The 25,497-nt window shown below is 58.1% G+C and carries 16 protein-coding genes and 3 pseudogenes; 4 read left to right on the top strand and 15 right to left on the bottom strand.

Annotated features, from left to right (window positions below; all coding sequences use genetic code 11):
* Positions 1-526: IS630 family transposase (locus AUR65_RS16860; RefSeq protein ID WP_146047444.1), on the top strand; the 526-nt coding region annotated here is incomplete at its 5' end.
* A 100-nt stretch (positions 527-626) separates the two neighbouring features.
* On the opposite strand, the gene AUR65_RS16855 is transcribed toward AUR65_RS16860, so the two are convergent.
* From AUR65_RS16855 to AUR65_RS16825, 7 genes and pseudogenes are all read right to left on the bottom strand, one after another.
* Positions 627-1,601 (bottom strand): deoxyhypusine synthase, encoded by a 975-nt coding sequence (locus AUR65_RS16855; RefSeq protein ID WP_058568056.1) that lies wholly within the window; start codon positions 1,599-1,601, stop codon positions 627-629.
* A gap of 96 nt (positions 1,602-1,697) precedes the next feature.
* Positions 1,698-2,141, bottom strand: coding sequence for a DoxX family protein (locus tag AUR65_RS16850; protein WP_058568055.1), 444 nt, complete (start codon positions 2,139-2,141; stop codon positions 1,698-1,700).
* A 298-nt stretch (positions 2,142-2,439) separates the two neighbouring features.
* A complete protein-coding gene (locus AUR65_RS16845) occupies positions 2,440-5,616 on the bottom strand; it encodes a right-handed parallel beta-helix repeat-containing protein (protein ID WP_233194407.1) in 3,177 nt (1,058 codons plus the stop codon).
* A gap of 443 nt (positions 5,617-6,059) precedes the next feature.
* Positions 6,060-8,909, bottom strand: a complete 2,850-nt coding sequence (locus AUR65_RS16840; protein ID WP_058568054.1) for a UvrD-helicase domain-containing protein — start codon at positions 8,907-8,909, stop codon at positions 6,060-6,062.
* Positions 8,906-11,494 (bottom strand): PD-(D/E)XK nuclease family protein, encoded by a 2,589-nt coding sequence (locus tag AUR65_RS16835; RefSeq protein WP_058568053.1) that lies wholly within the window; start codon positions 11,492-11,494, stop codon positions 8,906-8,908. Before AUR65_RS16835 ends, AUR65_RS16840 begins: the two co-directional genes overlap by 4 nt.
* A gap of 276 nt (positions 11,495-11,770) precedes the next feature.
* Positions 11,771-12,971, bottom strand: a pseudogene (locus AUR65_RS16830) (site-specific integrase).
* Between the two features lie 492 nt (positions 12,972-13,463).
* Positions 13,464-13,868 (bottom strand): annotated as a pseudogene (locus AUR65_RS16825) (transposase); the annotation flags it as partial.
* A 113-nt stretch (positions 13,869-13,981) separates the two neighbouring features.
* Here AUR65_RS16825 and AUR65_RS16820 point away from each other — a divergent pair.
* Entirely contained in the window at positions 13,982-14,635 is a 654-nt protein-coding gene (locus tag AUR65_RS16820) for a bifunctional 4-hydroxy-2-oxoglutarate aldolase/2-dehydro-3-deoxy-phosphogluconate aldolase (RefSeq protein ID WP_058568051.1), read from the top strand.
* A gap of 432 nt (positions 14,636-15,067) precedes the next feature.
* Here AUR65_RS16820 and AUR65_RS20370 read toward each other — a convergent pair.
* The 5 genes and pseudogenes from AUR65_RS20370 to AUR65_RS16800 form a co-directional block, all read right to left on the bottom strand.
* A pseudogene (locus AUR65_RS20370) lies at positions 15,068-15,592 on the bottom strand (IS5/IS1182 family transposase); the annotation flags it as partial.
* 79 nt (positions 15,593-15,671) lie between these two features.
* Entirely contained in the window at positions 15,672-16,973 is a 1,302-nt protein-coding gene (locus AUR65_RS16815) for a TRAP transporter large permease (protein WP_058568050.1), read from the bottom strand.
* Positions 16,966-17,529 carry a TRAP transporter small permease gene (locus tag AUR65_RS16810; protein ID WP_058568049.1) on the bottom strand — a complete coding sequence of 188 codons (564 nt, stop codon included), beginning with the start codon at positions 17,527-17,529 and terminating at the stop codon, positions 16,966-16,968. The genes AUR65_RS16815 and AUR65_RS16810 overlap by 8 nt, the downstream gene beginning before the upstream one ends.
* Positions 17,530-17,554: 25 nt before the next feature.
* Positions 17,555-18,466, bottom strand: coding sequence for a TRAP transporter substrate-binding protein (locus AUR65_RS16805; protein ID WP_058568048.1), 912 nt, complete (start codon positions 18,464-18,466; stop codon positions 17,555-17,557).
* 310 nt (positions 18,467-18,776) lie between these two features.
* Positions 18,777-19,559, bottom strand: coding sequence for an enoyl-CoA hydratase/isomerase family protein (locus AUR65_RS16800; RefSeq protein WP_058568047.1), 783 nt, complete (start codon positions 19,557-19,559; stop codon positions 18,777-18,779).
* 166 nt (positions 19,560-19,725) lie between these two features.
* Here AUR65_RS16800 and AUR65_RS16795 point away from each other — a divergent pair, with 166 nt between their 5' ends.
* Positions 19,726-19,920 (top strand): helix-turn-helix domain-containing protein, encoded by a 195-nt coding sequence (locus AUR65_RS16795; RefSeq protein WP_058568046.1) that lies wholly within the window; start codon positions 19,726-19,728, stop codon positions 19,918-19,920.
* A 563-nt stretch (positions 19,921-20,483) separates the two neighbouring features.
* Here AUR65_RS16795 and AUR65_RS16790 read toward each other — a convergent pair.
* Entirely contained in the window at positions 20,484-22,112 is a 1,629-nt protein-coding gene (locus AUR65_RS16790) for an acyl-CoA synthetase (protein WP_058568045.1), read from the bottom strand.
* Entirely contained in the window at positions 22,109-22,420 is a 312-nt protein-coding gene (locus tag AUR65_RS16785) for a hypothetical protein (RefSeq protein ID WP_146047439.1), read from the bottom strand. Before AUR65_RS16785 ends, AUR65_RS16790 begins: the two co-directional genes overlap by 4 nt.
* 367 nt (positions 22,421-22,787) lie before the next feature.
* Here AUR65_RS16785 and AUR65_RS16780 point away from each other — a divergent pair, with 367 nt between their 5' ends.
* The gene (locus AUR65_RS16780; protein WP_058568043.1) at positions 22,788-23,948 is read left to right on the top strand and encodes a glycoside hydrolase family 88 protein; all 1,161 of its coding nucleotides are present in this window, start codon (positions 22,788-22,790) and stop codon (positions 23,946-23,948) included.
* Positions 23,949-24,062: 114 nt separating this feature from the next.
* Here AUR65_RS16780 and AUR65_RS16775 read toward each other — a convergent pair whose 3' ends face one another.
* On the bottom strand, positions 24,063-25,250 hold the full coding sequence (locus tag AUR65_RS16775; RefSeq protein WP_058568042.1) for a CaiB/BaiF CoA transferase family protein: 1,188 nt from the start codon (positions 25,248-25,250) through the stop codon (positions 24,063-24,065).
* Between the last annotated feature and the right edge of the window lie 247 nt (positions 25,251-25,497).

The following is a 25,497-nucleotide window of genomic DNA, read 5'->3' as shown; positions in this document are numbered from 1 at the left end:
CGTTCTACGAAGAACTCAAAAAAAGCGGCGGGAGATGGACGCCACCGTAGTCTGTATTGACCAAACCAAGAAATCCGTACAAGTTGAGCCGCGTGCCGCGTGGTTTCCGCGCGGCACGCGACCGTCTGTCGAACTCTCTGGCCAACGCGATTGGACGTGTCTGTTGGGCGCGATCACCGAGGACGGTGATCGCTTCTTCTCTCGATTTACCGAGTACGTCACGGCCGAACACGCGAAACATTTCATTTTAGCACTATGTAAAGAATTCGAAGATGATCTGATCGTCGTGCTGGACGGAGCGCCGTATTTTCAGGCGTCGGCCGTCACGGACCTAGCGGCCCGTGACGACCTCACCTTCGTGACGTTACCCTCGTATTCACCGGAGTTGAATCCGGTCGAAGAATGCTGGAGACAGCTGCAAAAGGCACTTAGCAACCGATTCTTTGACTCTCTCGACGAGCTAACAACAGCGATTGACACCGCTCTCGACAAACTCTCTGTTCCTAAAGTGAGCAATTACTTCTAGTGTCTACTATAAAGGGAATTGCTATGAGCCTAATGTAGCCGTTTCGATTGCTGAGACGGTTACATAGCCCTATTTGGGGGACAATAGAGACGGAGTTCCGCTAGTTCTTGAACGCGCCGGCGACGAGAAGCGGGAAGACCAGCGTCGCCTCGGCTTCGACCTGCGTGTAGTTCGTGTCGTGGTCCTTGATTTTCCCCCACGACACGGCTTCGTTCGGTGGCGCGCCGGACAGCGAGCCGTCGCCCTCCATCCCCGTCGAGATGTAGACGACGTAGTCCGCGCCGCCGCGGAAGAGGTTCGTCATGATGGCGTGGTGCTTGGGGACGCCCCCGCCGACGGCGATGAGACCGGTCTCGTCTGCGAGGAGGCCGTTCTGGATGAGCGAGTCGTAGTCGTCGAGAATCTCGATGCCGACGTCCTTGTCGTAGCCCTGCCGGTAGTAGTAGAGGAAGTTACCCACCTCGGCGTCGGTGAGCGCCGGACAGTAGACCGGCACGTCGTTGTCGGCCGCCTGCTTCAACACCGAGTGCTCGTCGTCGAGCGTCTCGCCCAGCTCGCGGGCGAACGCCGTCGGCGTCCGCACCTTCTCCTCCGCGAAGAAGTCCTCGAAGAAGTCGTAGAGATACTCTTCGAGCCAGACGTACCGGTCGGAGGGGACGTAGATGTTGCCGAGACGGTTGATGCCGCGCTCGCGGAGTTCACCCTCGTCGGCGTCCCACGAGCCCATCTTGAACGGCTTGGCGGTCTTGATGACGTCCTCGGTCAGCGAACCGGACGTCGTGATGAGCACGTCGACGAAGCCCTCGCGGACGAGGTAGGCGACGGCCTCGCGCAGGCCCGACGAGATGATGTTCGAGGTGAACGTCAGATAGACGGTCGCGTCCGCGTCTTGCATCTGCTCTGCTATGTCGATGGCTTCGGCGAGTTGCGTCGCCTGAAAGCCGGTCGTCGCGTACGTGTCGAGGAACTCGTCGAAGTCGAACGCGCCGTCGAAGTCGTAGCCCCGAACGTCGGCCGAATCGATGGCCTCGTCGCTTCCGGGGACGACGTGGTCGTGAGTGTCGTCTTCGGTCATCGGATACGGCTCGCACCGGCGCGCTTGAATCAGTTCCGTTCGGTTCCGAAAACAGCCGGACAGCGTGGGGCTCGGCACCGACTCACTCGGTGACGGTCACCGACTCGGGGACGAGTCGACGCCGCCGTCTGACTCCAGGCGGGTGTACCACCACGCCCACGCGACGAGCACGCCCTGAAGCGGCAGTCGAAGCCACAGGGCGGCGTCGGAGGGCTCTCGAAGCGCCGCCGGGACGCCTTCGAGCACGATGTCGCTCGTCGCCATGTAGACGTTCGCGGGGAAAACCGCGACCAGCAGTGCGATGAGCCCCCACGCGGCGATACGTTGGGTACGACGAAAGACGACGCCGACCCCGAGGAGAATTTCGGCGACGCCCGAGACGTAGACGAGCGCGAGCGCCGCCGGGAAGACGGGTGGAACGACCTGCGCGTACGCGTTCGGCACGACGAAGTGCATCACGCCGGCGAGGACGTAGAGCGCGCCCATCGCGTACCGGAGCGGTGTCTTGAATCTGCGGAGTCGTTCGGCGACGAGAACCATTTCGAATCAACGTTGGACCGGCGGTCAAAGACGCTGTCGGCGGCGGCGGAGCGACAGTCGCACCTGAATTCGAAATCACTATTCAGACAGTAAAACAGTATTAATTCTGACTGTTCTGACCTCAGAGTTCACGAGAGTCGGTCGAGGGTCAGACCCGACACAGACGCACACCCCAGTCGAGGGTACAGCATACGACACCAAACGAAACGGTAGGTCCTCGGTCACGAGGGCGAGCGTTGCAGGTATTCCTCCCTATGGTACCCTACTGACGGCGTCCGTCAGGAGCCAGAGGTCACCTTCACCCTCGCGTCGCCAAGACATATGCGACCCCAGTGAGTCCGGCCCACGCGACACCCGCGGCGAGGCCGACGCCGATGAGCGAGGCGACGCCGACGAGGCCGCCGACGAGCCAGACGAGGACGGCCGCGCCCGCCAGAAGCTGTATCCGGAGGCCGCTCACTGGGGGGTTCCGATTCCGAAGGGTCAGCGCCATCCCGTAGCCGCCGAGGCCCAGCGCACCCGCGTAGAGCCCGCTTCCGAGAAGCCCCCACATCGAGACCAGACCGCCGAGGAGTCCGTCGCCACCGCTCGAATCGCCCGTCGTCGGTGACTGTGGCGTATCCGTTGCACCCACCGTGTTCGTCGAGGCGGTCGCCGTCGCCGACGGAGTCGCTCCCGGAGTTGCGACAGCAACCGACGTCGTGACGGTGTCGCTGTCGATGCCGAGGCGGGTTTCGACCGCCAGACCGACATCGAGCGGCTGTTCGCCCATCGTGACGCTGAGTTCGGGGGCCGATTGCACCGGTCGCTCGGTCCCGTTGACGAAGAAGTGATAGCGACTGACTGCTGAGGTGTCGCTCGTCGAGCCGGCCCCGGACAGTCGGAGTTCGTCCGCGGCAGTCGCTGTCGCCGGGGCATCGAGTCGGGCGGTCGGCCGGGCGTACAACTCCTCGGGAGCGGCGGTTCGGAACGGCGTGAAGTCGACCCAGCCGCGCTCAGTGACGACAGGGTTCCCCTCGCCGGACGGGAGAATCGACGAGTGGTACGGACCGCTGGAGGTCCCCCAGTAGTTGGACTCGGCGTCGACCGTCCGGATCGGGTCGACGACGATTCGAGCGGTCGTGTTCGCGCTGATGAGCGGCTCGATATCCACCGTCAAGCCGCGTGCTTGGCCGTAGATGCTGTTGTTGACGACGTGGTGGCTCCGGGTTCCCTCACCGGCCGTCTGGACTCCGATGCCGGTCGGGAGCGCGCCGCTCACGCGACGAATTGTCAGGGCACTCGCTTCGGCGCTCCGGGTTCCGCTTTCGCCGTCGGTCCGCAGAACGACGACCGTCTGGTCCCAGAGCCGCGCGACTGTGAGCCGCTCTGTCAACTCGGGATTGGCGACGAGTTCCTCCAGCGGAATTGTCGACTCCGCCTGATTGATAATCGCACCGGACGCGCCCTCGGAGAGGTACACGCCGGTTCCCGGCGTCACGCCCGAGACGGGAACCGGGTCGGCGAACGCGTTCGTGTTGAAGACGATGTCGTTCTCCCGGACGGCGGTCTCGATGACCCCGCGGACGACGACGCCGTAGGCGTTCGCGGCGATGGTGTTGTTGACGACTGCGAGCCTGCCGCGGTGCGTTATCGGGCTGGAAACGAGCAGTCCCGCGCCGGCGTTGTTCGCCAGTCGGTTCTCGCTGACGTTCGCCCGGTGGATAATCAGGTCCGAACGGAGCGAGACGGCGTGACCGCCGTTATCCCGAACGGTGTTGTTTCGGACGGCGACGCCGCGTGCCGCCGCTCCCGTCCGAATGTTCACGCCGGAGCCCGCGTTGTCCCGGACGACGTTGCGCGCCAGCGAGAGGTTCGCCACGACGGTTCCGTCAAGCGCGAAGCCATCGCCGCCGTTTTCGACGAGTTGGTTCCCGCGAACCTCGCTCCGCCGCGTCAGCCAGTTGTCGAGGTGGACGGCATCGCCACCGTTGCCGCGAATCGCGTTGTCGGTGAGTTGTAGACTCAGTTCGAGACTGCGGGCGGTGACGTCGACGCCGTGGACAACGTTGTCCACGAGCGTGTTCTCGCGGATGGAAACCGAACCCGGTTGCGGGAGTTGAGCCCCCGATTGGTGGAGTCGGATGCCGGTCTGGGCGTTCCGAATCTCGTTTCCGGCCACGGTCGCCGTCGTCTCGGCGCGGGCGTTGAGTTGGATGCCGGCGTCGCTCGCGGCGATTTCGTTGTGCAACAGCGTCACGTCGCTCCGAGCCGCACGAACCGCAATCCCACTCCCCGAAGTCGCCGAAATCTCGTTGTTCAGCGCCCAGAGACGACCGATGCTGTCGGCGGCGGCGAAGACTCCGCTCCCGTTGATGTCGCGGAACGTCGAATCACGAACGGTGAGCTGTCGCACGCGCGTCGTGGACGCGGCGCGCTCGTCGACCGGCGATATGACGTTTCCGACGGCGAGCGAGCCCCGAACGCCGTCCGAGAGCTGTGAGACTGTCTCCTTTCGGAGGTCGACCGCCACGGGGTAGATGCCGCGCGTCTCTGGGTTGACGACGTCGCCGTACTCCACGATGAGTCGGCCGTCACTCGGGATACTGACCGGCCTCGACAGCGAGATTCGCACGCGTCCGTTCGTTCCCGAAACGTCGGTGATGAACGAGTCGAACGACCGCTCTATCGTTCCGTTTCGGTTGCTATCGAGGCCGATTCGGGCGATGCTCTCCGCGTCGACGTCGTTGACCGACCCGGCATCGGTGTACCGGAGTTCTATCGTGTCGAACGTCACGCCGACGCCGGCATCGAGCGACAGCGTGTGGTTCGACCGGTTGCCGCGCTCCACGGGCGACGCCGTAACCGAAGTCGCACCGGTCGCACCAGCCAGCGGGGTCGCCCGAATCGCGTGCCCGTCGATACGGCGGAACGCCGACCGCTCGATGCTAATCGGCGGCGTCGACGCGGTGTCGCCGACCGACAGCCCGGCGTTCGAAAAGTCTCGGAACGTTGAGTCGGTAATCGTAATCGACCCGTCCGCGCGGGCCACGGTGACGCCGCTCGTTCCGCCCTGCAGGGTCGTGTTGCGTACGACGAGTCGAGACTCGCTCGTCCCGTTGTAGCGGATGCTCGCCCACCGGCGCTCGGCGGCGGCACCCGCAGACCGTGAAATCGTCACCGGCTGAGCCGACGTACCATTGACGACGAGCGAACCGTCGACGGAGAGCGTGATTCCCTCGGCGAGTTGGACGTCGGTCCCGGGTCGTATCGTCAGCGTCGTCCCAGGGTCGATGTGGACGCTCTGGATGATTCGGTAGGGGCCGTCCTCCGGCGTCCACGTCGTGTCCGCGGTGATGTCCGACTCCACGAACGTGGTGTTCGCCTCGCTTTGGGCGGCCGCGACCGGACTTCCGAGTGGGACGAAAAGCGACACGACGACGAGTACGACCAGTATTCGCCGAGTCCAACCGAGAGATGAGGTAGTCGAGAACATTATGCGTCAGCGTAGATATAGGATATATGTGATTTTCACGAGATATAAATGAAGTGGTACTCGGCTCTGAAATCGACGGCGACGCGCTCATCGCTGTCGTCCACATGACCGAGAGTATCGACCTGATACTGCTGTTGCCCTCCCGCCCGGACAGTCGACCGTGAATGTGACACTACTGGCGATCAACCAGACGACGACCTGTCTTCCACGCAGCCACAGCATATGATACTCTTCTGTACGGTTCAAAAGAGAGTACCACGGCTCACTAGGAGAGTGCCGTTGTCGAGGCTGACGACTTGGTCGTCTGTCCGTCGACAGTGTCAATGACCGCAACCTGCAATAAGGACGTGACACCTCTGAAGAACTGCACGAGCAGGAACACACCGAGCGGACCTGCCGCGAACGGTAAGATGAACTCTACATAACCGACAAGTGCAAGTTCGTCAACAACCTCCGTCCTGTTCTTCGGCTATTAGCTCGACAAGCTTCGCTTTCGACAACGGATCAATATCCACGCGGTCTCCCTCGGCAGTATAAAAGATACCTGCAGTCAAGTCTCGCTCAGGGAACCACTCATCCAACACGTGATAGTACACGCTGAGTTGCTTCCGATACTCATCCTCGGCATGCCGTCCGAGGTCGGTCTTGAAGTCGATGATCTCGACAGTATCGCGACGAATGTGGACGAGGTCGATGATTCCTGAGATGGTGACCTGCTCGCCGTCGACAGTGAGCGGGAGATACGCGTCCTCCTCGACTCGTAGTTCTCCATCGACCGAGTCCAGGAACGACTTGATGTGACGCTCGTCGTCGTTCGAGGGTTCGACGTCACCCTCCAACACGTACCGCTCGGCGAACTCGTGGGTCTGCGTTCCGAACGCGGTCCCTCTTCCGTCGTCGACGTCCTCGAACACGTCATCGCGCATGAGCGTGTGCGGTGAGTGTCCGACCGGGCCGTCCGGCGTCGGCACAGCGATTTGCAAGTGCGCCTGCGTCGTCTCGGTGATGTCGGCTTCCTGAACGTCGGGTTCCAGTTCCTCGAGGTCGACCGGGAGTTCTTCGATGAACGTATTCGGGTTCTCACCCGCGGAGAACACGAGGTGGCTCTCAGCCCGCGTCATCGCGACGTAGAGCAAGCGCCGCTCCTCGTCGTACCCACGCGGCAGGCACTTCCGGAGGACGTCACTCCGCCAGTTGTCGTGAATATGCGGATACCCGTGGTCGTCAGCGTAGACCTTCCGTTGGCGGAGTCCGATCGGATCGTCGAACGTGATCGCGTTACTGTTCCCGCCTGACGGTGGGAAGCGATGGGAGTTCATGTTCGCGAGCACGACGATAGGGTGTTCGAGTCCCTTGGCCGCGTGGATGGTCTGGACCGTCACCGAGTTCGTGCCGGCGCTCGCGTGGACCTCGTGAGTGCTTCCGTCCTCGATGCCCCGCTCGATGAATCGGATGAGGTCACCTCGTGTCAGCGTCGTCGCGCTGTGGACGGACTGTATCGTCGTCAGCAGCACGTCGGCATACGCCCCGTCGTAGTCGTACTGGGAGAACACGCGCTGGGCAACCCCACCGACCGTCTCCAGCGACGCAAGCTCCGACTTGAACGTCTGCATGTTGGTGGGGTACGCCTCGGTATCGAGGATGTGTTTGACTTCATCGAGCGTGTAGCCAGCTTCCTCAAGGACGACGGCCCAGCCCCTATCCGCGTCTGATTCGAGAATCCGCAGCCAAGCCAGCAGAAGCTTCGCTGGGTCAGACCGGAACAACTCGATGCCACCCTCGTACGCCATCGGCAACCCGTACTCCTCGGCGACAGAGAGGAGTTCCCGGCCGAAGTCACGAGTCCGGGTGAGGACGGCGATATCACCGTACTCCGGGAGGCGAAGTTCGTCATCCTCTTCGACCTGATACGCGTCGTTCCCGACGATCTCCTGTATCTTGGTCAGAACGACCTCGTGTTCGTCTCCGTGTTGAATCGCCTCGATACGAGAGTTCTCGTGGGTGGCGTTCGAGGAGAGCGACACGATACGGTCTCGGACGGCCGCCTCGTCGACATCGTCCTTGCTCGCAGCGGGCGTGACCAGGCTGTGCTCGGAGAAGTCGAGGATGGCCTGCGTCGACCGGTAGTTCTCGACGAGCTCGATATCGATGATCGGGTGTGTCGCCCACGACACTCGCTCGTGGTCCTCGTTGAGTTCGTCGACGAATCGGTCCAGTCGAGATTCGAACTCGGTGATGTTCTCGACGGCGGCGTACTGGAACGAGTAGATGCTCTGTTTCCAGTCGCCGACGACACAGACGTTGTTCGTGTCCGCGAGCAGGAGTGCGAGTTTGAACTGGATCTCGCTGGAGTCCTGGAACTCGTCGATCATCACGTACTCGAAGGCGACGTCGTCGCGGAGTCGGTGGTCGTCACAGAGCAGGACGAACGCGAACAGCTGGAGGAAGCTGAAGTTGAGGTAGTTCCGACTGAGGGCGAACTCGAGGTACTCGTGATAGACATCGTGGACGAAGTTCTTGAGGCCCTCTCGCTGTTCGTCAAACGCCAGTCGTGCGACGGCAGCGGGAACTTGCTTCTCCCCCCATCCGCCACGGATCTCGTCTTCCTCGGGCGCGTCTGGGAGGTAGCATTTGTCGTTCCCGTAGCCCCCGAGTTTCGAGCGGAGCTTGGACTGCTTGTTCCCGTCGTTCCGGGGCTGATTCAGTTCGTCGAAGATCTCACGGAACGCCTCGAAGTCGCCATCCAAATGCCGCTCGCCGTTCCGATACCAGCCATCAGCCGTCGGGAAGACACCCTTTGCTGCGAGCTGATTGATCAACCCGAGGAGTTCGACTGGTTCCTCGACGGCGCGGAAGAAGTCGTCGTACTCGGGGTGGTCATCGCTGAATCGACGGATGAACTCGCGGAACTGCGCCTTCTCGACGTTTTCGTCTTCGAGGACACGTGTGGACCTCGTGATTCGGTCGTCGATGCCGAGGAGCGTCGGGGCCTCGAAGCCGTGTTCCATGAGGATGTCGTGACAGAGGCTGTGGAACGTCTGGATCGGCGCATCAGAGAGTTCACGCATCCCGTAGTCACAGTTGGCGACGATTCGCTCTCTCATCTCCGTCGCCGCGTTGTTGGTGAACGTCACGAGGAGGACGTCCTCCGGCTCGACGTCGTCTTGGTCGACAATCTCTGCGTATCGACGGGTGACGGTGAACGTCTTCCCGGTCCCCGCGCCGGCGTCGACGACGTGGATGCCCTGTGTGCTGTCGATGAGGTCTTGCTGTTGGTCGTTCGGCGCGGTCATCGCGAACCACCCTCCAGGATGCAGTCTCGGTTATCTACGTAGCGATAGTTCGGGTCGCCGCCGAGTCCCTGAACCGGGAAGCGCTCGTCCCCGGCACGGCGGTCGTTCAACTCCGAAAGGCGATCTCGGACGAACTGCTCGAATGCGTCCACGTCGCCAGTGAAGTAGTTCTGGTTGCGAATACGGAGCAAGTGTCTCAGGGCCTGCTTGCAGCCGTTTTTCACGTACTCGTAGTCGCCAACATCAGCAATCAGTCGCTCAGTGAGCGCTCTGCCGAACTCGGATTCGATGAGTTCGTCGCTATCGCTTGTGTCCGGGAACTCGGACGCATCTAACACCGCTTGGTATACCTCGTACGTCGACTTCGAGAAGGTCTTGTTGCAGTCGTTCGCGGCGTCTTCCTGCAGCTCGGTGAAGACAGCTGGACTCGCGATATATTCCTCGTAAGTGGCCGGGTAGTAGGTGACCGTCGTGAGGCAATCGTCGAGAGACCCATCCCCAGTCACCACATCGTCGAGCGTTTCGAGGAAGTGGAAGAACGTGAATCGGAGTTCCTCATCCGGGCGCTCAGTGCGCTGGTGAGCGAGATACAGCAATGCCTGGAAGTTCGGTTTGTCGCTCGGTGGGTCGAGCGCCGAGTGCTTGACGATGGAGTATGCCGACTTCTTTGCACCACTCTTGTAGTCGAGGAGTCGGGCTGGGCTGTGAACGAGGTCGATTTTCCCCTTCAATCCGAGGTCGGTGTTTTCGAACCAGCGTTCAGTGTGCGATGCATCGATGGGGCGGTCGTAATACTCCGCGAAGAAATTCTCTCCCCAGCCACTGTCCGGTGTCGTCACGCCATCGCCCTGAGGTGGGTTTGCATCGAGGAACTCGACGATGGTCTGGAGCCCGACGCGGTATTTCGTGAGTCGAACCTCCCGATCGACGCCGCGGAGGAACGGGTCAACCTCGTCGAGAATGACTGCTGAGACCTCGTCGAGCGTGTCCGTCGTGATGACGTCCGGATGTGAGACGTAGAACTCTGCGAAGTCGTGGAACAGGTTCCCTTCTCTGAAGTGCTCCTTGTCCGGGTTGTCGACGAGTCGACTGAAGAAGTAATCGCGGGGGGAGTTGACGTAGGTATTCAGACTCGACTGGCTCAGTGCGGTGACCTCCTCAGGAAGGACGTCGAGGGCTTCTCTTTCAAACCCGTCCTGCGTTGGTCGAAATGCTCGTGAGTGCTGTAGTGAGTCTAGGTCACTGAATCGGTCGAACTCCTCGTCGAACAGTTCCTCGAAGTACAGACACGGGGTGACTGGCGTCCCACCGGCGGTGTCCTGCACGAGGTAGTACTGGTCGACACCGTTCTGCAGGAGGAGTTGGAACTGGCGGATGTTCCGCTCGAACTCTTGATCCCGGTCGACCCACGGGCGACGAGGCGACGAATGCGTCCACCCTTCGTCGATGCCGAGGTAGAACACGACGGCGCGGTCGACGTGAGCGGCCGATTTCGCATCGGCCAGCAGGACACCTTCGTTTTCACGCTCAACGGGAACCTCATACGACTGCAGATAGAATTCGAGCCGGTCGACTGCCTGTTCGGTGACGACGTCGTCAAGGATACCGAGGGTTGAGAGTTCGTCTCTGAAGGAGTCGATGGTGGTGTCTGTGACGTCCTCGTATGCGCCGATGGCTTCCTCGAACGTGCTGGAGCGAATCTCATCACGGAACTCGTGGAGCCAGTCCACTTCCGGGCGGTTGAGGTCGAAGAGACGCTTCTCGTCGTGCTCGATATCGATGGGCATCCCGAGCTGGGTGAGGAGTGGTCGAACGTCGCCAACCCGCGTATCTCGACCAGCGTGCGCACTTCGAAGCAGCTGCAGGAATGCTCGGTGACGGGCATCATCGGTGAACCCCGGCCCACCGTAGTATGGAATGTCTGCGGCTTCCAGCGCCGACTCGATGAGCGATGAGTACTGACTGGCTGCATCGAGAACGACAGCCACGTCTCCGGCGTTTTCGGGGGTAACTGTATCGAGGACGACGTCGACGATTGCGGCCGGCGAGTCGAGAATTCGGAAGGGTGGGTAGTCGAACGACTCCTCAGTGAATGGGGCGATCGTCTCGTAGTCTGGAGGAAGGATCGAGCGTTCGAGTTCGGTGAGCTGCTTGAATCCGACGACGGCGATCGACGTGTCGGCGTCGATGTTGTACTCGGTGAGGCGCGTGGACGTCGTGTCCATATCGGCGATGCAGTCGACAGCGGTGTGCGTTGCCGTCGTCGCGAACTGTTCGTAGTCGAGAACAGCCTCAGCCGTCCCCTGGTACTCCCAACACTGGAGGATGTTCCCGACCGCATAGGACGTCTCCTTCCAGTTGAGGTCGGTCGTCTCGATAATTTCGAGAAACGCGAGTCGATCCTCAGCTTGCTCTCGTCGTCGGGCCGCCAGGCGACGTGGGGTGATCGCGAAGGGTCCGAAGTGGGGTTGGTCAAGACGTCGGTTCAGGGCGCTTGCCATCGGAGCGTCCGGCACGAGCACAAGGTCGAAATCCTTGCATTCCTCGTAGAGAGAATCGATAGACTTCGCTCGTGTAATTGACACGGACTATCAGACTCATGTGGGTTTCAAAAACGTGTCGTCGGAACACCCAATTCAGGAATTCGAGCCTCCTCAGAATGATTTAAACAAACCGGCCTATCGACCCAACGGAACGCCCGGAAATGTGTATCGCAATATACAATTTATTCTCAGCGTGCATAATTTCGCCTCAACTAGCGTGGGTTTAGCAGACTCTCTCGGTCAGTCGAACCCATAGATTACGACCTTCTGACGGTATCAACATCGAATTTGGTCTTTCTTAGGAAGGGAGGAGTGGGCTCAAGATTCAAATGCTGCTTCTAATTTCTCAGACCTCCTCCTTCGCCGAGCCTTCCGCTCTTGCTCCCTCGACAGATAGTTCCGAAGCACGACCTCCGTTGACGAACTCCCCTGGTCTTCAGCAACTCCCTCCAGTCCCTCAAGAACTTCCCCCAACAGCTTCCCGATATGCCGAGTACCAGAACCGTCGCCCCATCTTTGGCGTGGGTGTATCTCCATCGACAACCACGTCGACAGTGTCAGCAAGCTGTTTGAATCGACGACGTATCGTACTAACTGACACGTGGCCCGTCGACGACGACCGAGATGGGAACAGATACCCGTTCCAGTTCTCACGGTCGGAAAGCGAATCAATCCGATCAGCGACGACGTCCACGCCATACAACAGTGTCACCTCACCGGGACCGTTCTTGCGCTCTCCATCACCGAACGACAAGTGCTGGTCCTCTGCGTCCAAGACCACTTGGTCGACGTGCAACGCGGCAACCTCGGAGGGTCGTAACCCCCAGCCAGCGAGCGCAACGACGAGCAACTCAGCTTCAGGCGAATCCACCTCACTGTAGATCCGATGGACCTGCGTCGCTGACAACACCTGTGGGTCCGGTTCACTGGCCTCCCAACCGAACTCTTCGCCAGCCTCCAAGAGTGGATTATACTTTGCGTACTTCCGGCGTTTCACGAAGGCGTACCACGCTCTCGCCACGTGCAGGTATTCGAGTTTCGACCGATCAGTCGAGAGTTCCTCATCGAAGACGTCGAGGACAGCGAGACAGCGTTCGATTTCTCGTGGTTGCTGGTCTAATTCAGATAGTGGTTCGAGCAATGCATCTGTCTCGTGCAGTTCTCGATAGGTCCGAACCCACTTCGCCAGTCGCGTCCGGTGTGTCTCGACAGTACTCTCTGCCCGTCCACCACGAGTTTGTATCGAGTTGAGGTACACTTCTAGAGCGTTAACAGTATTCTCGTGGTTGACGTCCCATTCCCACTCATCAGAACTCTCGTCTTCGAGACCGACGACATCGACGAAGAATTGCTTGGGTGTGAGGTCGTGGTGCTCGCGCAGCGCGTACGCGATGCCACTGTATCCGTGTTCGGTGAGCCATTCGTACGTCGGGACGTCTCGGTCCTCGTCGAATCCATCGCGATATCGCTTCGGTGCGATGTCTTGCCAGTAGACGTCGACGAGTTCGTCGAGGCTCATTTGTGACCATTTGTAGCGCCGCTCTCTCGTCTCGTTCTCTGAATCTCCCTCTTCGCCGCTCGAACCCTGTGAGTCAGACGGCTGATTCACGCGTTCTCACTGGGGAGTAACCCGCTCGCTCCGTGTTGGGGTGATTCTGAATCTGAGATTTTCATTAGTCTACGACAATCTTCAATCTAGTTAATACTTTGGCTTATGCGGGGGTGGGCCATACACAACTGCAATTAGTAGAATGGTGAATTGAGATGACGACATTGTTATAAATTGTATGTCGCTATATAAAGTCTGGAGCAAATCGAGTTCACAGTTTCGGAGGATAGGCTGGTTTTGGGTCGAATATTCGTTGACTCGTGGTGCTGTTCACCAATCAAAAGTCGATTGCGAACGCTCTCGGACGTAACTATTGGGCGAGCGTGAGAATTTTCGCTGATTCTGGGGCTGGCGAGCAGCGTCGCCACTCCAGAGAGGAGGACTCAGCGAGGGCACAGTCGGTTAATCGGGCGGAATTAACGCCGAGACGACGATCTCGACACACTCACCCGCGGTCAACACGGGCGCGTACTCCATCTCACCGTCGACGCCAGCTTTCAGCAAGAAGTCAGTGAGTCGCCAGATATTGTAGAGCAACACTGCGAACACGAAGTAGAACAGCCGTACACGGTAGTCCTTCGAGGACGTCTTTGCGAGGAAGTCGTGCTTGATGGACTTGTACTCGTTTTCGATCTGCCAGCGGCGGCTGTACCGCCGACAGAACGTCTCGGCTTCCTCCGGTCCGATTCGGAGGTTCGTCGCGAACACCGCCGTCCCCTCTCCGCTTGTCGATGGCACGTACAGGAACCGCATTGAGTGCGAACCCGCCTCGACGTTCACTGAAGCGGTCTCGACCGCAACATCCTCCCCTCGGGAAGCGCGTCGTGAGGTCCGTGGACACTTTTATTATTGCAGCAATTCACGACAATGCTACGTGTGCGGCAGTACATCTTTTTACAACAACTCTCGAATACTTGATTATGGGTCGAAAGCAATCCGTACAGCAACAGCTCATAGATAGCGGTATCGTCTCAGTACTCCGAGGTATCTCAGAACAAAAAATTGTCGACGTCACGACGGCGATCTACGAAGGCGGCGTCACTGCACTTGAGATTACAGCTGACAACTCGGACTTTGCAGCAATGATATCTGTAGTTGAAAAAGAACTACGTGAAACGGATGCCGTCGTTGGCGCGGGAACTGTAATGGATGCAGCAACTGCTCATACAGCTATCGATGCCGGTGCGTCATTCGTAGTCGCACCAAATTTCAACGCAGAGGTCATTGATGTTTGTAACGACAAAGATGTCGTCGCCATCCCGGGCGTCATGACACCAACTGAGGTTGTCAAAGCGATGAACGCCGGCGCGGATATCCTCAAAATGTTCCCGGCAGCGACCGTCGGACCGAGTCACATGAGTGCTTTGCGAGGGCCACTAGGAGAGGTTCCAATCATGGCGACTGGCGGCGTATCTGCCGACAACGTCGACTCATACTTTGACGCGGGTGCGGTCGCCGTCGGCGCTGGCTCGGCGCTCGTCAATCACGAGGCAATCGAGAACGATGAGATGGACGGTGTCCGGTCTCAGGCTGAAAAATTCGTTTCGGCAGTCGAATCTGCTCGTTCCAAATAGCCGTTACTCGTCAAGTCTGGTTCGAAAACGGAACTCGAGCCGTCCTGAACTGTTCGTCGCGTACCGAAACAGCGATCATCCTCGTACTCGCAAGTCTTGCTGGATACCTTTTTGACCGAGACCTCGATTCGCTTCTTCACTACACCGTCTGATGAATACCGAACGAGCGTGTTTCCGACGTACCGAGCAGACCAGATATCCCTCAACCTGTGTCTACAGTCAACCCGTCGGTGACACCGTCTTCATCCGCTGTTTGGACCAAAATAGAGGAGTTCGATATAGCTCCTGTATCTTTTTGCTAGTCGAACTCGTATATCAGATGCTGTTTAAATTTGATGAAATAGAACGTCTCTAAATCGAGGCTGAACCCCATCCCGTTCTGAATATCGACCGCATCGACGATTCGGGTGAACGAACTGTCGTGCTCAAGTCCGGTTTCACACTCTCTTCTCGGAGGTTTTTGCGTGAATTCATCCTATCGTAGCCTTTGTCCGCATCTCGCCAGCCGACCTGTGTGTCGTGGCATTTCTCGGTCGTACAGTGAACTACAGAATAGCTTGACTTTCTTTATACACAAACTCGGTTGTTTTGACCGTCTGACCCCGGAATTCGTTCGGCGGCAGTAGTGCTTGCGTGGTCAAAGAACGTCGCGTCGATGGTGGCGTGACCTGAGATGTCGTGCAACTTCGCCTCTAGGCTCAGAATCATTCATCAGAGTGCAGTCTTGATTCTGTCAAAACTACCTGACTAGCATGGAGTAGTCAAGGAGATCGGCCGCTTAGAGGTCAATCTCTCCGAGTATTTGTGACATCTCTCTCAGCAGATTGATTGCTCTCTCCAGGAAAACCCGCAGACTGAGCAGCGATATCACCACATACTCGGCGACTTCGCCTCGTTCACCAACAATATTTTTACTAACTGGACCGCTTTGCTCGTGAAGTGGAAAATCTTCGGCATAGATCATCGGCAGTTTCCAGCTTCACCCACTAGTGCTAACGGTCGAAGCCGACGCTGTACAGCGGCTCTGGTGAGCCGCTCAGCCAATCAACTCGCGCGGGATGTACGTCACTAGGTCTGGGAAGAAGATGCACAGCAAGAGGACTGTGACTACCGGAATGTAGTAGGGCAGGACGCCCTTCATGACTTCCTCCAGACTTGCGTCAGTAACCTTCTCGAGTACGAAGAGGATGATTCCAAACGGTGGCGTCAACAGGCCGAGGAGGAGCGCTAACAACATAACGACGCCGAAATGGATCGGGTCGATGTTCGTCAGCGTGATGAGCGGCATTATAATCGGTACCAGCACAGTCATCGCTGCGATCGTGTCCATGAACGTTCCGACGACGAGGAAGAGGAGGGTCAACGACAACAGGAGCATCGTCGGGTCCGATGAGACGCCAGCGAACCCGTCGACGAGGAGTCGTGGAAGCTGGAGTTGGAGCGCAACAAGCCCGTAGAGCGAAGCTACGGCGATGATAAACGTGAGCGCACACGTCTCTATCATACTATTTTTCATCTCCTGAACGATATCGTTCGCCGACAGATTTCGATACACGAGCGAACCGACGAGTACGATGAACACGACCCCAATGGCACCGGCTTCGGTCGCAGTGAACTGACCGCTCAAGAGACCGCCGATGATGATTACCGGCGTCAATAGGGCAAAGATAGAGTGCTTGAAAGTCTCCCAGACGCGACTCGCCTCGAACTCTGAATCCGGTTCGAACCCGTAGTGGTAGCTGAGGACGACGACGAACACCATCAGAGCGAGACCCATTATGATGCCAGGTAGAAAACCCCCCATGAACAGCTTTCCGATGGATTCGTCGGCCAGCACACCGTAGATGATTATCGCTACGCTCGGAGGGATAAGCGGGCCGATGAGTGCCGAGGACCCTGTCACGCCCAGGGCCGTCTTCTTGTCGTATCCGTTTTCGCGCATTGCGGCGTACTCGATACGACCGAGTCCGGCGGCATCGGCCGTCGCGAGTCCAGACATTCCGGAGAAGATCATACTCGCGACGATGTTGACCTGAGCTATCCCGCCCCGGTAGTGGCCGACGATCGAACCAGCGAAGTCGAAGATCCGCTCGGTCATGCCGATCCGGTTCATCAACCTCCCGAGCAACACGTAGAACGGGACTGCCAGTAGCGGATAACTGTTCACGCCGTAGAACAGCTGATTACTGATGAGCGTGAAATCGATTCCGTTGCCATAAGGAGACACCCACATGACAACGACGCTGACGCCCATAGCCACCGCGACGGGGACGCCTATCGCATACAGGAGAAGCAGTATCCCGAGGAACAGTCCCCCGACGATGAGAAGCTCAGACATCGTCGACCACCTCGTCCTTTTCGAATAGCTCTGTACGTGCGCTTCCATCCAGCAGTGCACGGATCATATTGACGAAATGTTGAACTTCGTAAATGAGCATCCCTGCGAGCCCCACACCGATTCCGAGGTACAAATGACCGGACGTGATGCCTTGAACGGCACCGACCGATGTCGTCCAGTTGCTGACTGTACTCAGGTAGGCGCCGTACAACGCAATAGTGAGGAACCCGATCACGATTGCGTCCGCAATAGTCGCTACCACGACCCGAAACCGGGGATAGTAGTTACCAACCCAGTCCAAGATCATATCAATCGAAATGTGCTCCTGGTTACGGGTGACAACCGCGCCGCCGATGAACGTCATGATAATCAACGTAAACCGGGCGACGGGAACTGACCAGTTTATATTGATGAATGACAGTATCGGTATTTGTCTCACGAGTACCTGAGCAGTCGTCAACACGACTGTCAGTCCGAACAGTCCGGTCGCTAAGTAAAGAAATGCCGCGTCGAGGGTGTTCTCAACCTCTAAGTTGATTGATTGATCGATGTCCATAGATGTTGTGTTTTATTTAACTGAATTAGACGTTTTGTACGTCTTCCCAGGTGTGGGCCCATTTCTCGTCGAATAGCTTCTTGATAGCGGGTTCTGCGGCGCTCGTGAAGGCCGCTCTGTCTGCGCTCTTGTTCACTGCGATATTGTACTCGCTCTTGAACGTATCAATGTAGCTCTGCTCTTGCTCCTTGGCCATCTGACTTGCGTGATCCGTCGCTTTGGCACTGGCTTGTTGGACCAGATCCTGATACGTCTTGTCGAGCCCCTGGTAGAAGTCCTCGTTGAAGTAGATGTTCCCGGTGGTAATCTGGTGTGAAGTAATGTTGAGGTGCGCGAACACTTCGTAGAGCTGCGCCGAGTTGAGCGCGCCCGGAGGCGCTTCGACGGAATCGGCCGTACCGGTTTGGAGCGCGCTATACACCTCTGTCCAAGTGATGGCGGCCGTGTCAAACCCGATCTCGGAGAAAACCTGCACCCACGGTGGAATCTCGGCCACGCGTAGCGTGAGTCCTTCAATGTCCTCGGGGGTATTCACCGCTCCGGTCTTCTCTTTGGTACACAGGTGCCGTGCACCCCGATAGACCATATTCCCGACCGGTCGCTGGTTACCGTTTTCGACGATTTTGCTGTATCCTTCCTCCATCAGGTCGCTCTCGTGCAGTCGCAGGATGTGATCGAAGTCCTTCATCACGAACGGGTTCGCGAAGAAGAAGTACTTCGGGGCGTACTGCAGGAAGGGGAAGGTCCCACCACTGTGTGCTTCGATGCCGCCTTCGGCGGTCAGCTCACTGATCTCGTCTTCAGCACCGTACGCGCCCCCGGGTGAGATTTGCACGGTGAACTTCCCACCCGACTCCTCTTCGACGATCTCTTTGAACTTCTGTGCTGCACCCGCGATCAGTACGTGATCCTCGGAGAAAGCACTGGCGATAGTCATACTCACTTCTTCCGATTCCCCGCCGTCTCCACTGGCTGGCTCAGTGCTTCCACCGTCACCTAGACATCCAGCGAGGGTCGTTGCAAGGATTCCACCACCGACCGTCTTCAAGAACGGGCGGCGAGCTGACGTTCGTCCGGTAACATCGTTACTGGCACTGCCCTGATTGGTATTATGAGTCATACCTACGGCAATACAGATTAATCCACTACTAATATAATTATCGACCTTGACAATTCTCACGAGATACAAATCAATTCACCCGGAAAAATCCGATCGTCAGACGTATTCGACGATCGTTTCTGAATAATCAAGAACCGGTGAATTCTGGATCACGGTCTTCCAGAAATGCCTGGATGCCTTCCGTCACGTCGTCGGAGTCGAACAGCTGGTATGTGACCTCTTGTTCGTAGGAGAGTCCAGTCTCGAGGGACGATTCGACGCCGCCGTCAACGACTCGCTTGACCTCTTGCACCGCGAGAGGTGGCCTGTCTGCGATCGTCTCTGCGAGACCACGAGCGGCGTCCAGGCCGGAGCCGTCTTCAGCAAGTCGATTGACTAATCCGAGCGATTTCGCCTCATCAGCGGAAATCGTCTCGCCGGTCGCGAGCAGCTCTTTTGCCTTGTTCGTCCCGATGATACGCGGGAGACGTTGGGTAGCGCCGCCGCCCGGGATGAGCCCGAGTTTAACCTCTGGAACGGCAAAGGTCGCGCTCTCTTCGCTGACTATCATATCAGCCGCCAGCGCGAGTTCGAACCCCCCTCCGTAGGCGAGTCCGTCGACTACGGCAATCACCTGCGCGGGGTGCTCCGCGATGTAGTCGTTGGTTTCCCGACTGTTCTTCTGGAACTCGAGGAATTCCCGGTTCGAAAACTCAGTGATCTCTTTCAGGTCTGCGCCGGCGACGAACGCCCTATCGCCGGTCGTTCGCAGTAACACGACTACGACCCCCGCTTCCTCCAGGTGTGCGAAGGCATCGTATAATTCGTCCACGACGTTCGTATTAAGCGCGTTCAGTTGGTCGGGCCGGTCGATTCTGATTGTTCCGATGTCGTCGTCCGTTTCGACTTTGACGTGGGTAAATTCCGGCATCGTTGAGAAATCGTTGTATGGCATACTTATCAGTTTGCGTCTGGTCAGAGGTCCCGACGAACAACACGAGTCAGCATAGACATGAAGATATCTGTGGAATTCGGCCAAACAAACCGCACTAATGCATCGCTGACGCGTTATACTCCAGAGACCGAGGGGCCAAACAGTGAACGACGATTCCGGGGCAAACAAGTTCGAGTCAGACCTGAAACCCGTCTCGATCCTTCGCGTGTTCCGCAAGGAGGACATTCACAGCGTGAGGGAAATCGTGGACGAACTCGACATAGCCAGTAGCACAGTCCACAGCCACCTCAAATCACTCGTCGAAATGGGGTTAACCAGACGCGAGGTCCGAAATTAACCCCTCAAGCTTCGGTCTTTGAATTTCGGTATTACGGTTCGCAACTATCACTACTTGTTCCAGGCAACCAAAGACAAAGCCAACGTTCTGGCTGAGGAGACGGGCGAGCGGGTCTGGTGCGTCATCGAGTTCTGACGTCATAGGTGTGTACCTCTAAGGTGCGACCGGGAAAGCGATACCCGCGTTCACTCCCAAGGAACACGTTAACGATATTTGGTCTTGAGGCGACCAATAGAAAGACGACACCAAATACTATCTCAGGTCAGGATGACGTCCTGACGGAACTCACAGAGGTCCGCAAGGACGGAACCGCGTTCAAATTCGTAGAGTCCTTGCAGGGCGTCAACGCGGTCGCCCCCCGTCAGAAACATTGATTATGGCGTCCACGGCGCAATCAGTATCACCGGCTCAGAGAACCGGCTAATTGAGTAGCGATTGGAATCGAATTTCACCGACCTGATATCCAGCGCAGCCAACGAAATCGAGATTAACATCCGTCACATTCGACGCGGAAAGATAACGGGCAGGACAAACCCGGGTAGGGGAATACTTTCGGCGAGCAATCACCCCTCAAAGAGCGACGTCCGATCAGCCTTTCCGGACCGAGTCTGCGGGATCTCGTCTATCACCTGTGTCTCGCGCGGAACCTTGTGGGCCCCGAGTTCCTCGCGGACGGTCTCTTTCAGTGATTCCGTCCACTGATCTTCGCCAGAATCAACGTTGGCCGGAACGACGTACGCCTTCACGATCTGACCACGTTTTTCGTCCGGGACACCACCAACGACGACGTCGGCCACGTTCTCGTCCGCTTCGATGACGCTCTCGACTTCCAGCGGGCTAACCCGATATCCTGAGGTGAGAATGAGTTCGTCTTTGCGGCCTTGGTGCCAAAGGTAGCCGTCTTCGTCTTGGACGGCGAGATCGCCTGTGAGGAATAAGTTCCCGTCAAATTTCTCCCGCGTCGCCGTCTCGTCGTTGTGGTAGCCCAAGAAGACGACGGGATCCGGACACCTGACAGCGACCTCTCCGATCTCTCCGTGGGGAACCTCTTCTCCCGACTCGTCGACGACCAAGACGTCGTGACCGGGGTAAGCCTTGCCCATCGAACCCCGTTTCGCAGTGTGGGCAGCTCGACAATTGCCGATGAGCGCGTTCGCCTCGGTCTGGCCATAGGCCTCGTTGACTGTGACTTCGAGTCGCTCTTCGGCCCAGCTGAAAACGGATCCCGGGAGCTTCTCGCCGCCACACATGACGACCGAGAACGCCGACAGGTCGTGTTCGTCGATACTCCCCTCGCTCATGATACGCGAAAGCGCCGTCGGCGGAAGAAACGCGTGGGTAACGCCCTGATTCGCGACAAGTGCGAGCGAGCGGTCGGCGTCGAACCCGCTCCGGCGCTCGCGAGAGGTGACTGTGCCGCCAAGGGCGAGCGTCGGAAAGACCACGTCGAATAGGGCTCCTGCCCAGGCCCATTCGGACGGCGTCCAGGCACGGACGCCACGTCCGGGTTCGTCGCCGAAGCGTTCGAACCAAGCTTGGTAGCCAGAGAGTGAGCCGGCTAAGTACTGGTGGCCCTGTACGACCCCTTTCGGTTTCCCCGTTGTTCCGGAAGTGTACATGATCAACGCGGGGTCGTCCGGGGCGGTTTCCACCGCGCCGACTCGCCTGTTGCTGTCCACTATTTCTGCGAGTCCGCCGAGCACGGACTCATCGTAACCGCTCGTCGTGACCGGAGTCACCTCGACGTCTTCGAGCGCTACCTCGAGGTCCTGGTGGCGTCGATTGTCGACGACGAGCAGGTTAGCTTCGCTCTGGGACAGTGAGTACGCGAGCGAGTCGTCCCCCAGCAACATCGAAAGGGGGACAACGATACTGCCGAGGCTGAACGTCGCCAGCTGTGTTATCAGCAACTCGGGAGACTGCGGGAGACAGACCCCGACGACATCATTGCGGCCGATGCCTTGCGAGTCGAGCATCGCTGCCATTGTACTCACGGCGTCTCGGAGTTCACCGTACGTGAGCTCGACGCTGTCGTCGTCAACCGTGACGTGCCGTAAGGCGGTCTCGCCCGCGTCCCCGTTCGACAGTGCGACCTGTGCAATGTTGTAAATCTCGTCCAGTCGCCACTCGAACCCGGCCCACGGGTCGTCTGCACCGGAATTTGGGGTCGGTAAGGAGTATCCAACGTTCATGCTTCGAGCAACCCCGTAACGGTCTTCGAGACGTAGTAGTTCGTCCAGATCAACCCGTTGTCGGTGACGGTGTCCCGGAGCTGGTACATTGTCTCTTCCGACTCCGCAGGGGCCGCAGACATACGAAGGAGGCCGACCCAGTGTCCGCCACACCAGTCGCCGTCCAGCGTCGTCACCCAGTCTCCCGAGTTGGGTTCGACGAAGTTGGGAAATGCGTTTCCGGTCATACCATGTGTGTCCACGACCTGCTGTATCAGGGCGTCTAAGCTGCGATTGAGTGCTGCTCTCTCGATGCCGGTTGACTCCATACCAAACGGGGACAATCTACGGGATAATGAATCCTCCCCCTGGCCGTACCGAGAATCATTCTATGTCGGCGAACTCTCGGTCGTCGAACGACCGCTCACCGGTCGAAGTTCTTCGGCCGTGAGTATGACCTCGGCCTCGAACCTGACACTAGGTGGCCGGCAGGGAACGTCCCGGAGTCACAGGGAGAAGGTGGGTCCGGGACGCTCCTGAGACTTGGCTCCAAAGAGACGCTCTCGACGTGGCTAACGCTCGATGTCTCGACACCCTCAGAGCTCCTAGGGGACAACGCTCCTCGGCCCTCGTTCACCGATCTGTCCGAGAAGTGGTAACAGCTAAATTTATCATATCGTCCGTAATCGTCAGACTATGGGCACGCTTCCCTCACAACAGCGACTAGCGAACGGACTGGACGCAATCGTACATCGTATCGGAACTACACTCAACGACGTCGAACCCGAGTTTCCTTACTTCGCCGACCCGGAGACAGGTGAGTGGGAAACGACACCGGACGGCGACTGGTGTGGCGGTCACTGGATTGGGCTTCTACGGCTCGCGGCCGACGTGACAGACAACGACGCACAGGCCGACCGGTTCAATTCAGCGGCGGACGAGTACACTGATACGTTGGTCGGAGAACTCCCCGAGACGACGATGTTCCGTGGAATGAATCTTCTGTACGCCGGATTTAGGGGCTACGATACAACTGGTCGACGTGACCTCTTTGGTCTCGGACTTGCGGGTGCAGACGCTATGGTTGCAAACTACAACGAACAGGCACGACAGATACCGCTCGGTGACTTTCAGATTCGCGGTCCAGACAACTTCCGAGGTGCGGAAACGGAAGACGAACCGTCTGGGCTCTACATCGGGGCCGTAGATAATGTCTATACGGCACTACCAGTTCTCTGGCGGGCCTTCGAGGAAACCGGAGACCCAGTGTTTCGCGACGTAGCAATCTCGCACGCAGACCGACACCTCGACTGGTACATCAAAGACGACGGGAGCACCTGGCACCACGCGATGTTCGATGAGTCAGACGGGTCACTCGGGAGACAGTACAACGAGTTGGCTGCGAGTGACCAAACCTGTTGGGGTCGTGGCCAGGGGTGGAACATCGCAGGTCTCGCCCGTGCATACACCGAAACGGGAGCGGAGCGCTATCTAAATGCGCTCGTGGCTACGACCAACTACTACACCGAACACGCTCCAGAAGACCTCGTCGCGACGTGGGACATAGAACTCGATGCCGAGACGGAACCCAGAGACACCAGTGCAGCGGCTCTCGCCGCGTACGGTCTCTGTCGGCTGCCGGACGTCCCCGAGTGTGAGAACCTCCGCGGTACGGGGGCGGAAATCCTCGATTCCCTTCTTGAGTCGTACCTCGTGACAGACGAGGACGACGAGCGTCGTGGGATGGTTCGTCACGGCTGTTTCAACAAGCCTGGCGAGTACGTTACCGACAACGGTCTCGTCTGGACGGACTACTACGTAGCGTACACACTCTGGTCGCTGCTCTCGGACCGGTAACTCGGTTCTCCGTCACTTCTCCCGCGGTTAAGGACTACGGAACAGTATGAGATGAAAATAGACGTTTCGTGGTATTGTCAACTCGCGGCTCCATTTCCAGATGTCTACGTCCGGTTAGTCTGTTCGCGAGACAACTTCGTTCTCGTGGAGTTTTCGAATCTGCTCGTCCGAGTAATCGAGTTCACCGAGAACTTCGTCAGTATGTTCGCCGGGCATGGGAGGTTGACTCGTGATTTCGCCCGGCGTCTCGGACAACGTCACTGGAATACCGGTCGTCGTGTACTCGCCCACTTCCGGATGTTCGAATGTCCGGACCATGTCGTTGTGCTGGACCTGCGGGTCCTCGGCCATCTCGTGGAAGTCGTTCACTTTGCTCGCCCAGACATCGGCGTCTAACAGTCGAGTCAATAGTGATTCTGTCTCGCACTCTCTGGTGTACGCTTCGAGAACGCGTTTAATCTCATCGCGGTCTTCGAACTCCGTACCGTCGTACTGCTGCAATTCTTCGAGTCCCAGTGTGTCCGCGAGAACGTCCACTGGTGCCATAGCAATCGCAACGTGACCATCTGCAGTCTCATAGATGCCGTACGGTCCACTGTTAAACGGGGATGAAATTCCTGCTTCGCTGCGGTCGACTTCCATGTCCATAGACAGAGCAGCGGTTATTTCTTGACACTGGAAATCGATAGCCGAGTTCATGAGGTTGACCTCGGCTCGTTGTCCTTCTCCCGTCCGCTGTTTGTGGTACAGTGCGACCAGAATACTGAACGCGATGAGCATCGAAGAATGCTCGTCAACAACAGCAGAGCCTGCGGGTGTCGGTGGGTCGTCTCTCCGCCCCGTCTGGTTTGCGAGTCCGGTCATCGCTTGGAGCAAGAGGTCTTGCCCAGGACGGTCAACGTACGGGCCACTGCTCCCAAAGCCGGATCCCGAGACGTAGATGATCTCTGGGTTGGCTTCACATACGTCATCATATCCGAGCCCGAATTTCTCCATCACGCCGGGGCGGAAGTTCTCGACGAGGACGTCTGACTCACGGATGATATCGAGTGCGACCTCTCTGCCCTCTTCGGACTTCAGATCGAGCGTGATGCTCCGTTTATTCCGGTTCATCGCAAGGAAGAACGGGGAGGTTCCCTCGTACAGTTCGCCGCCAGCCTCGAGCGCCCGTTCCCACTCGCCGCCGATGCGTTCGATTTTGATGACGTCAGCCCCCATCTCGGCTAGCTTTTGGGTTGCCCAGGGACCCTGCATCATTTGTGTGAAATCGGCTATCTTCACGTCTTCGAGTGCACTCTTCATTTCGTTCCGATTTCCATGTTCGAATATATAAAATATGAGGGTGACCGTTAGCACACCTCTCTCAAATTCTGTTTTCGTTTGGTTGACAGTATTACCCATAACTTATTATGTGATACAAGAATAGGTTTTTGTAATGACGAACGCAGACCGGCCTCGAATAAAAGCAGTCGACAAGACGCTCACCATTCTCGAGATCGTCGTAGAGTTAGATGGAGCGACACTAGCCGAAGTAGACAGCCGTGTCGAG

The sequence above is a fragment of the Haloferax marisrubri genome (assembly GCF_001469875.2).
Classification (GTDB): Archaea; Halobacteriota; Halobacteria; order Halobacteriales; family Haloferacaceae; genus Haloferax; species Haloferax marisrubri.
This window is presented reverse-complemented; position numbering and strand designations above follow the sequence as displayed.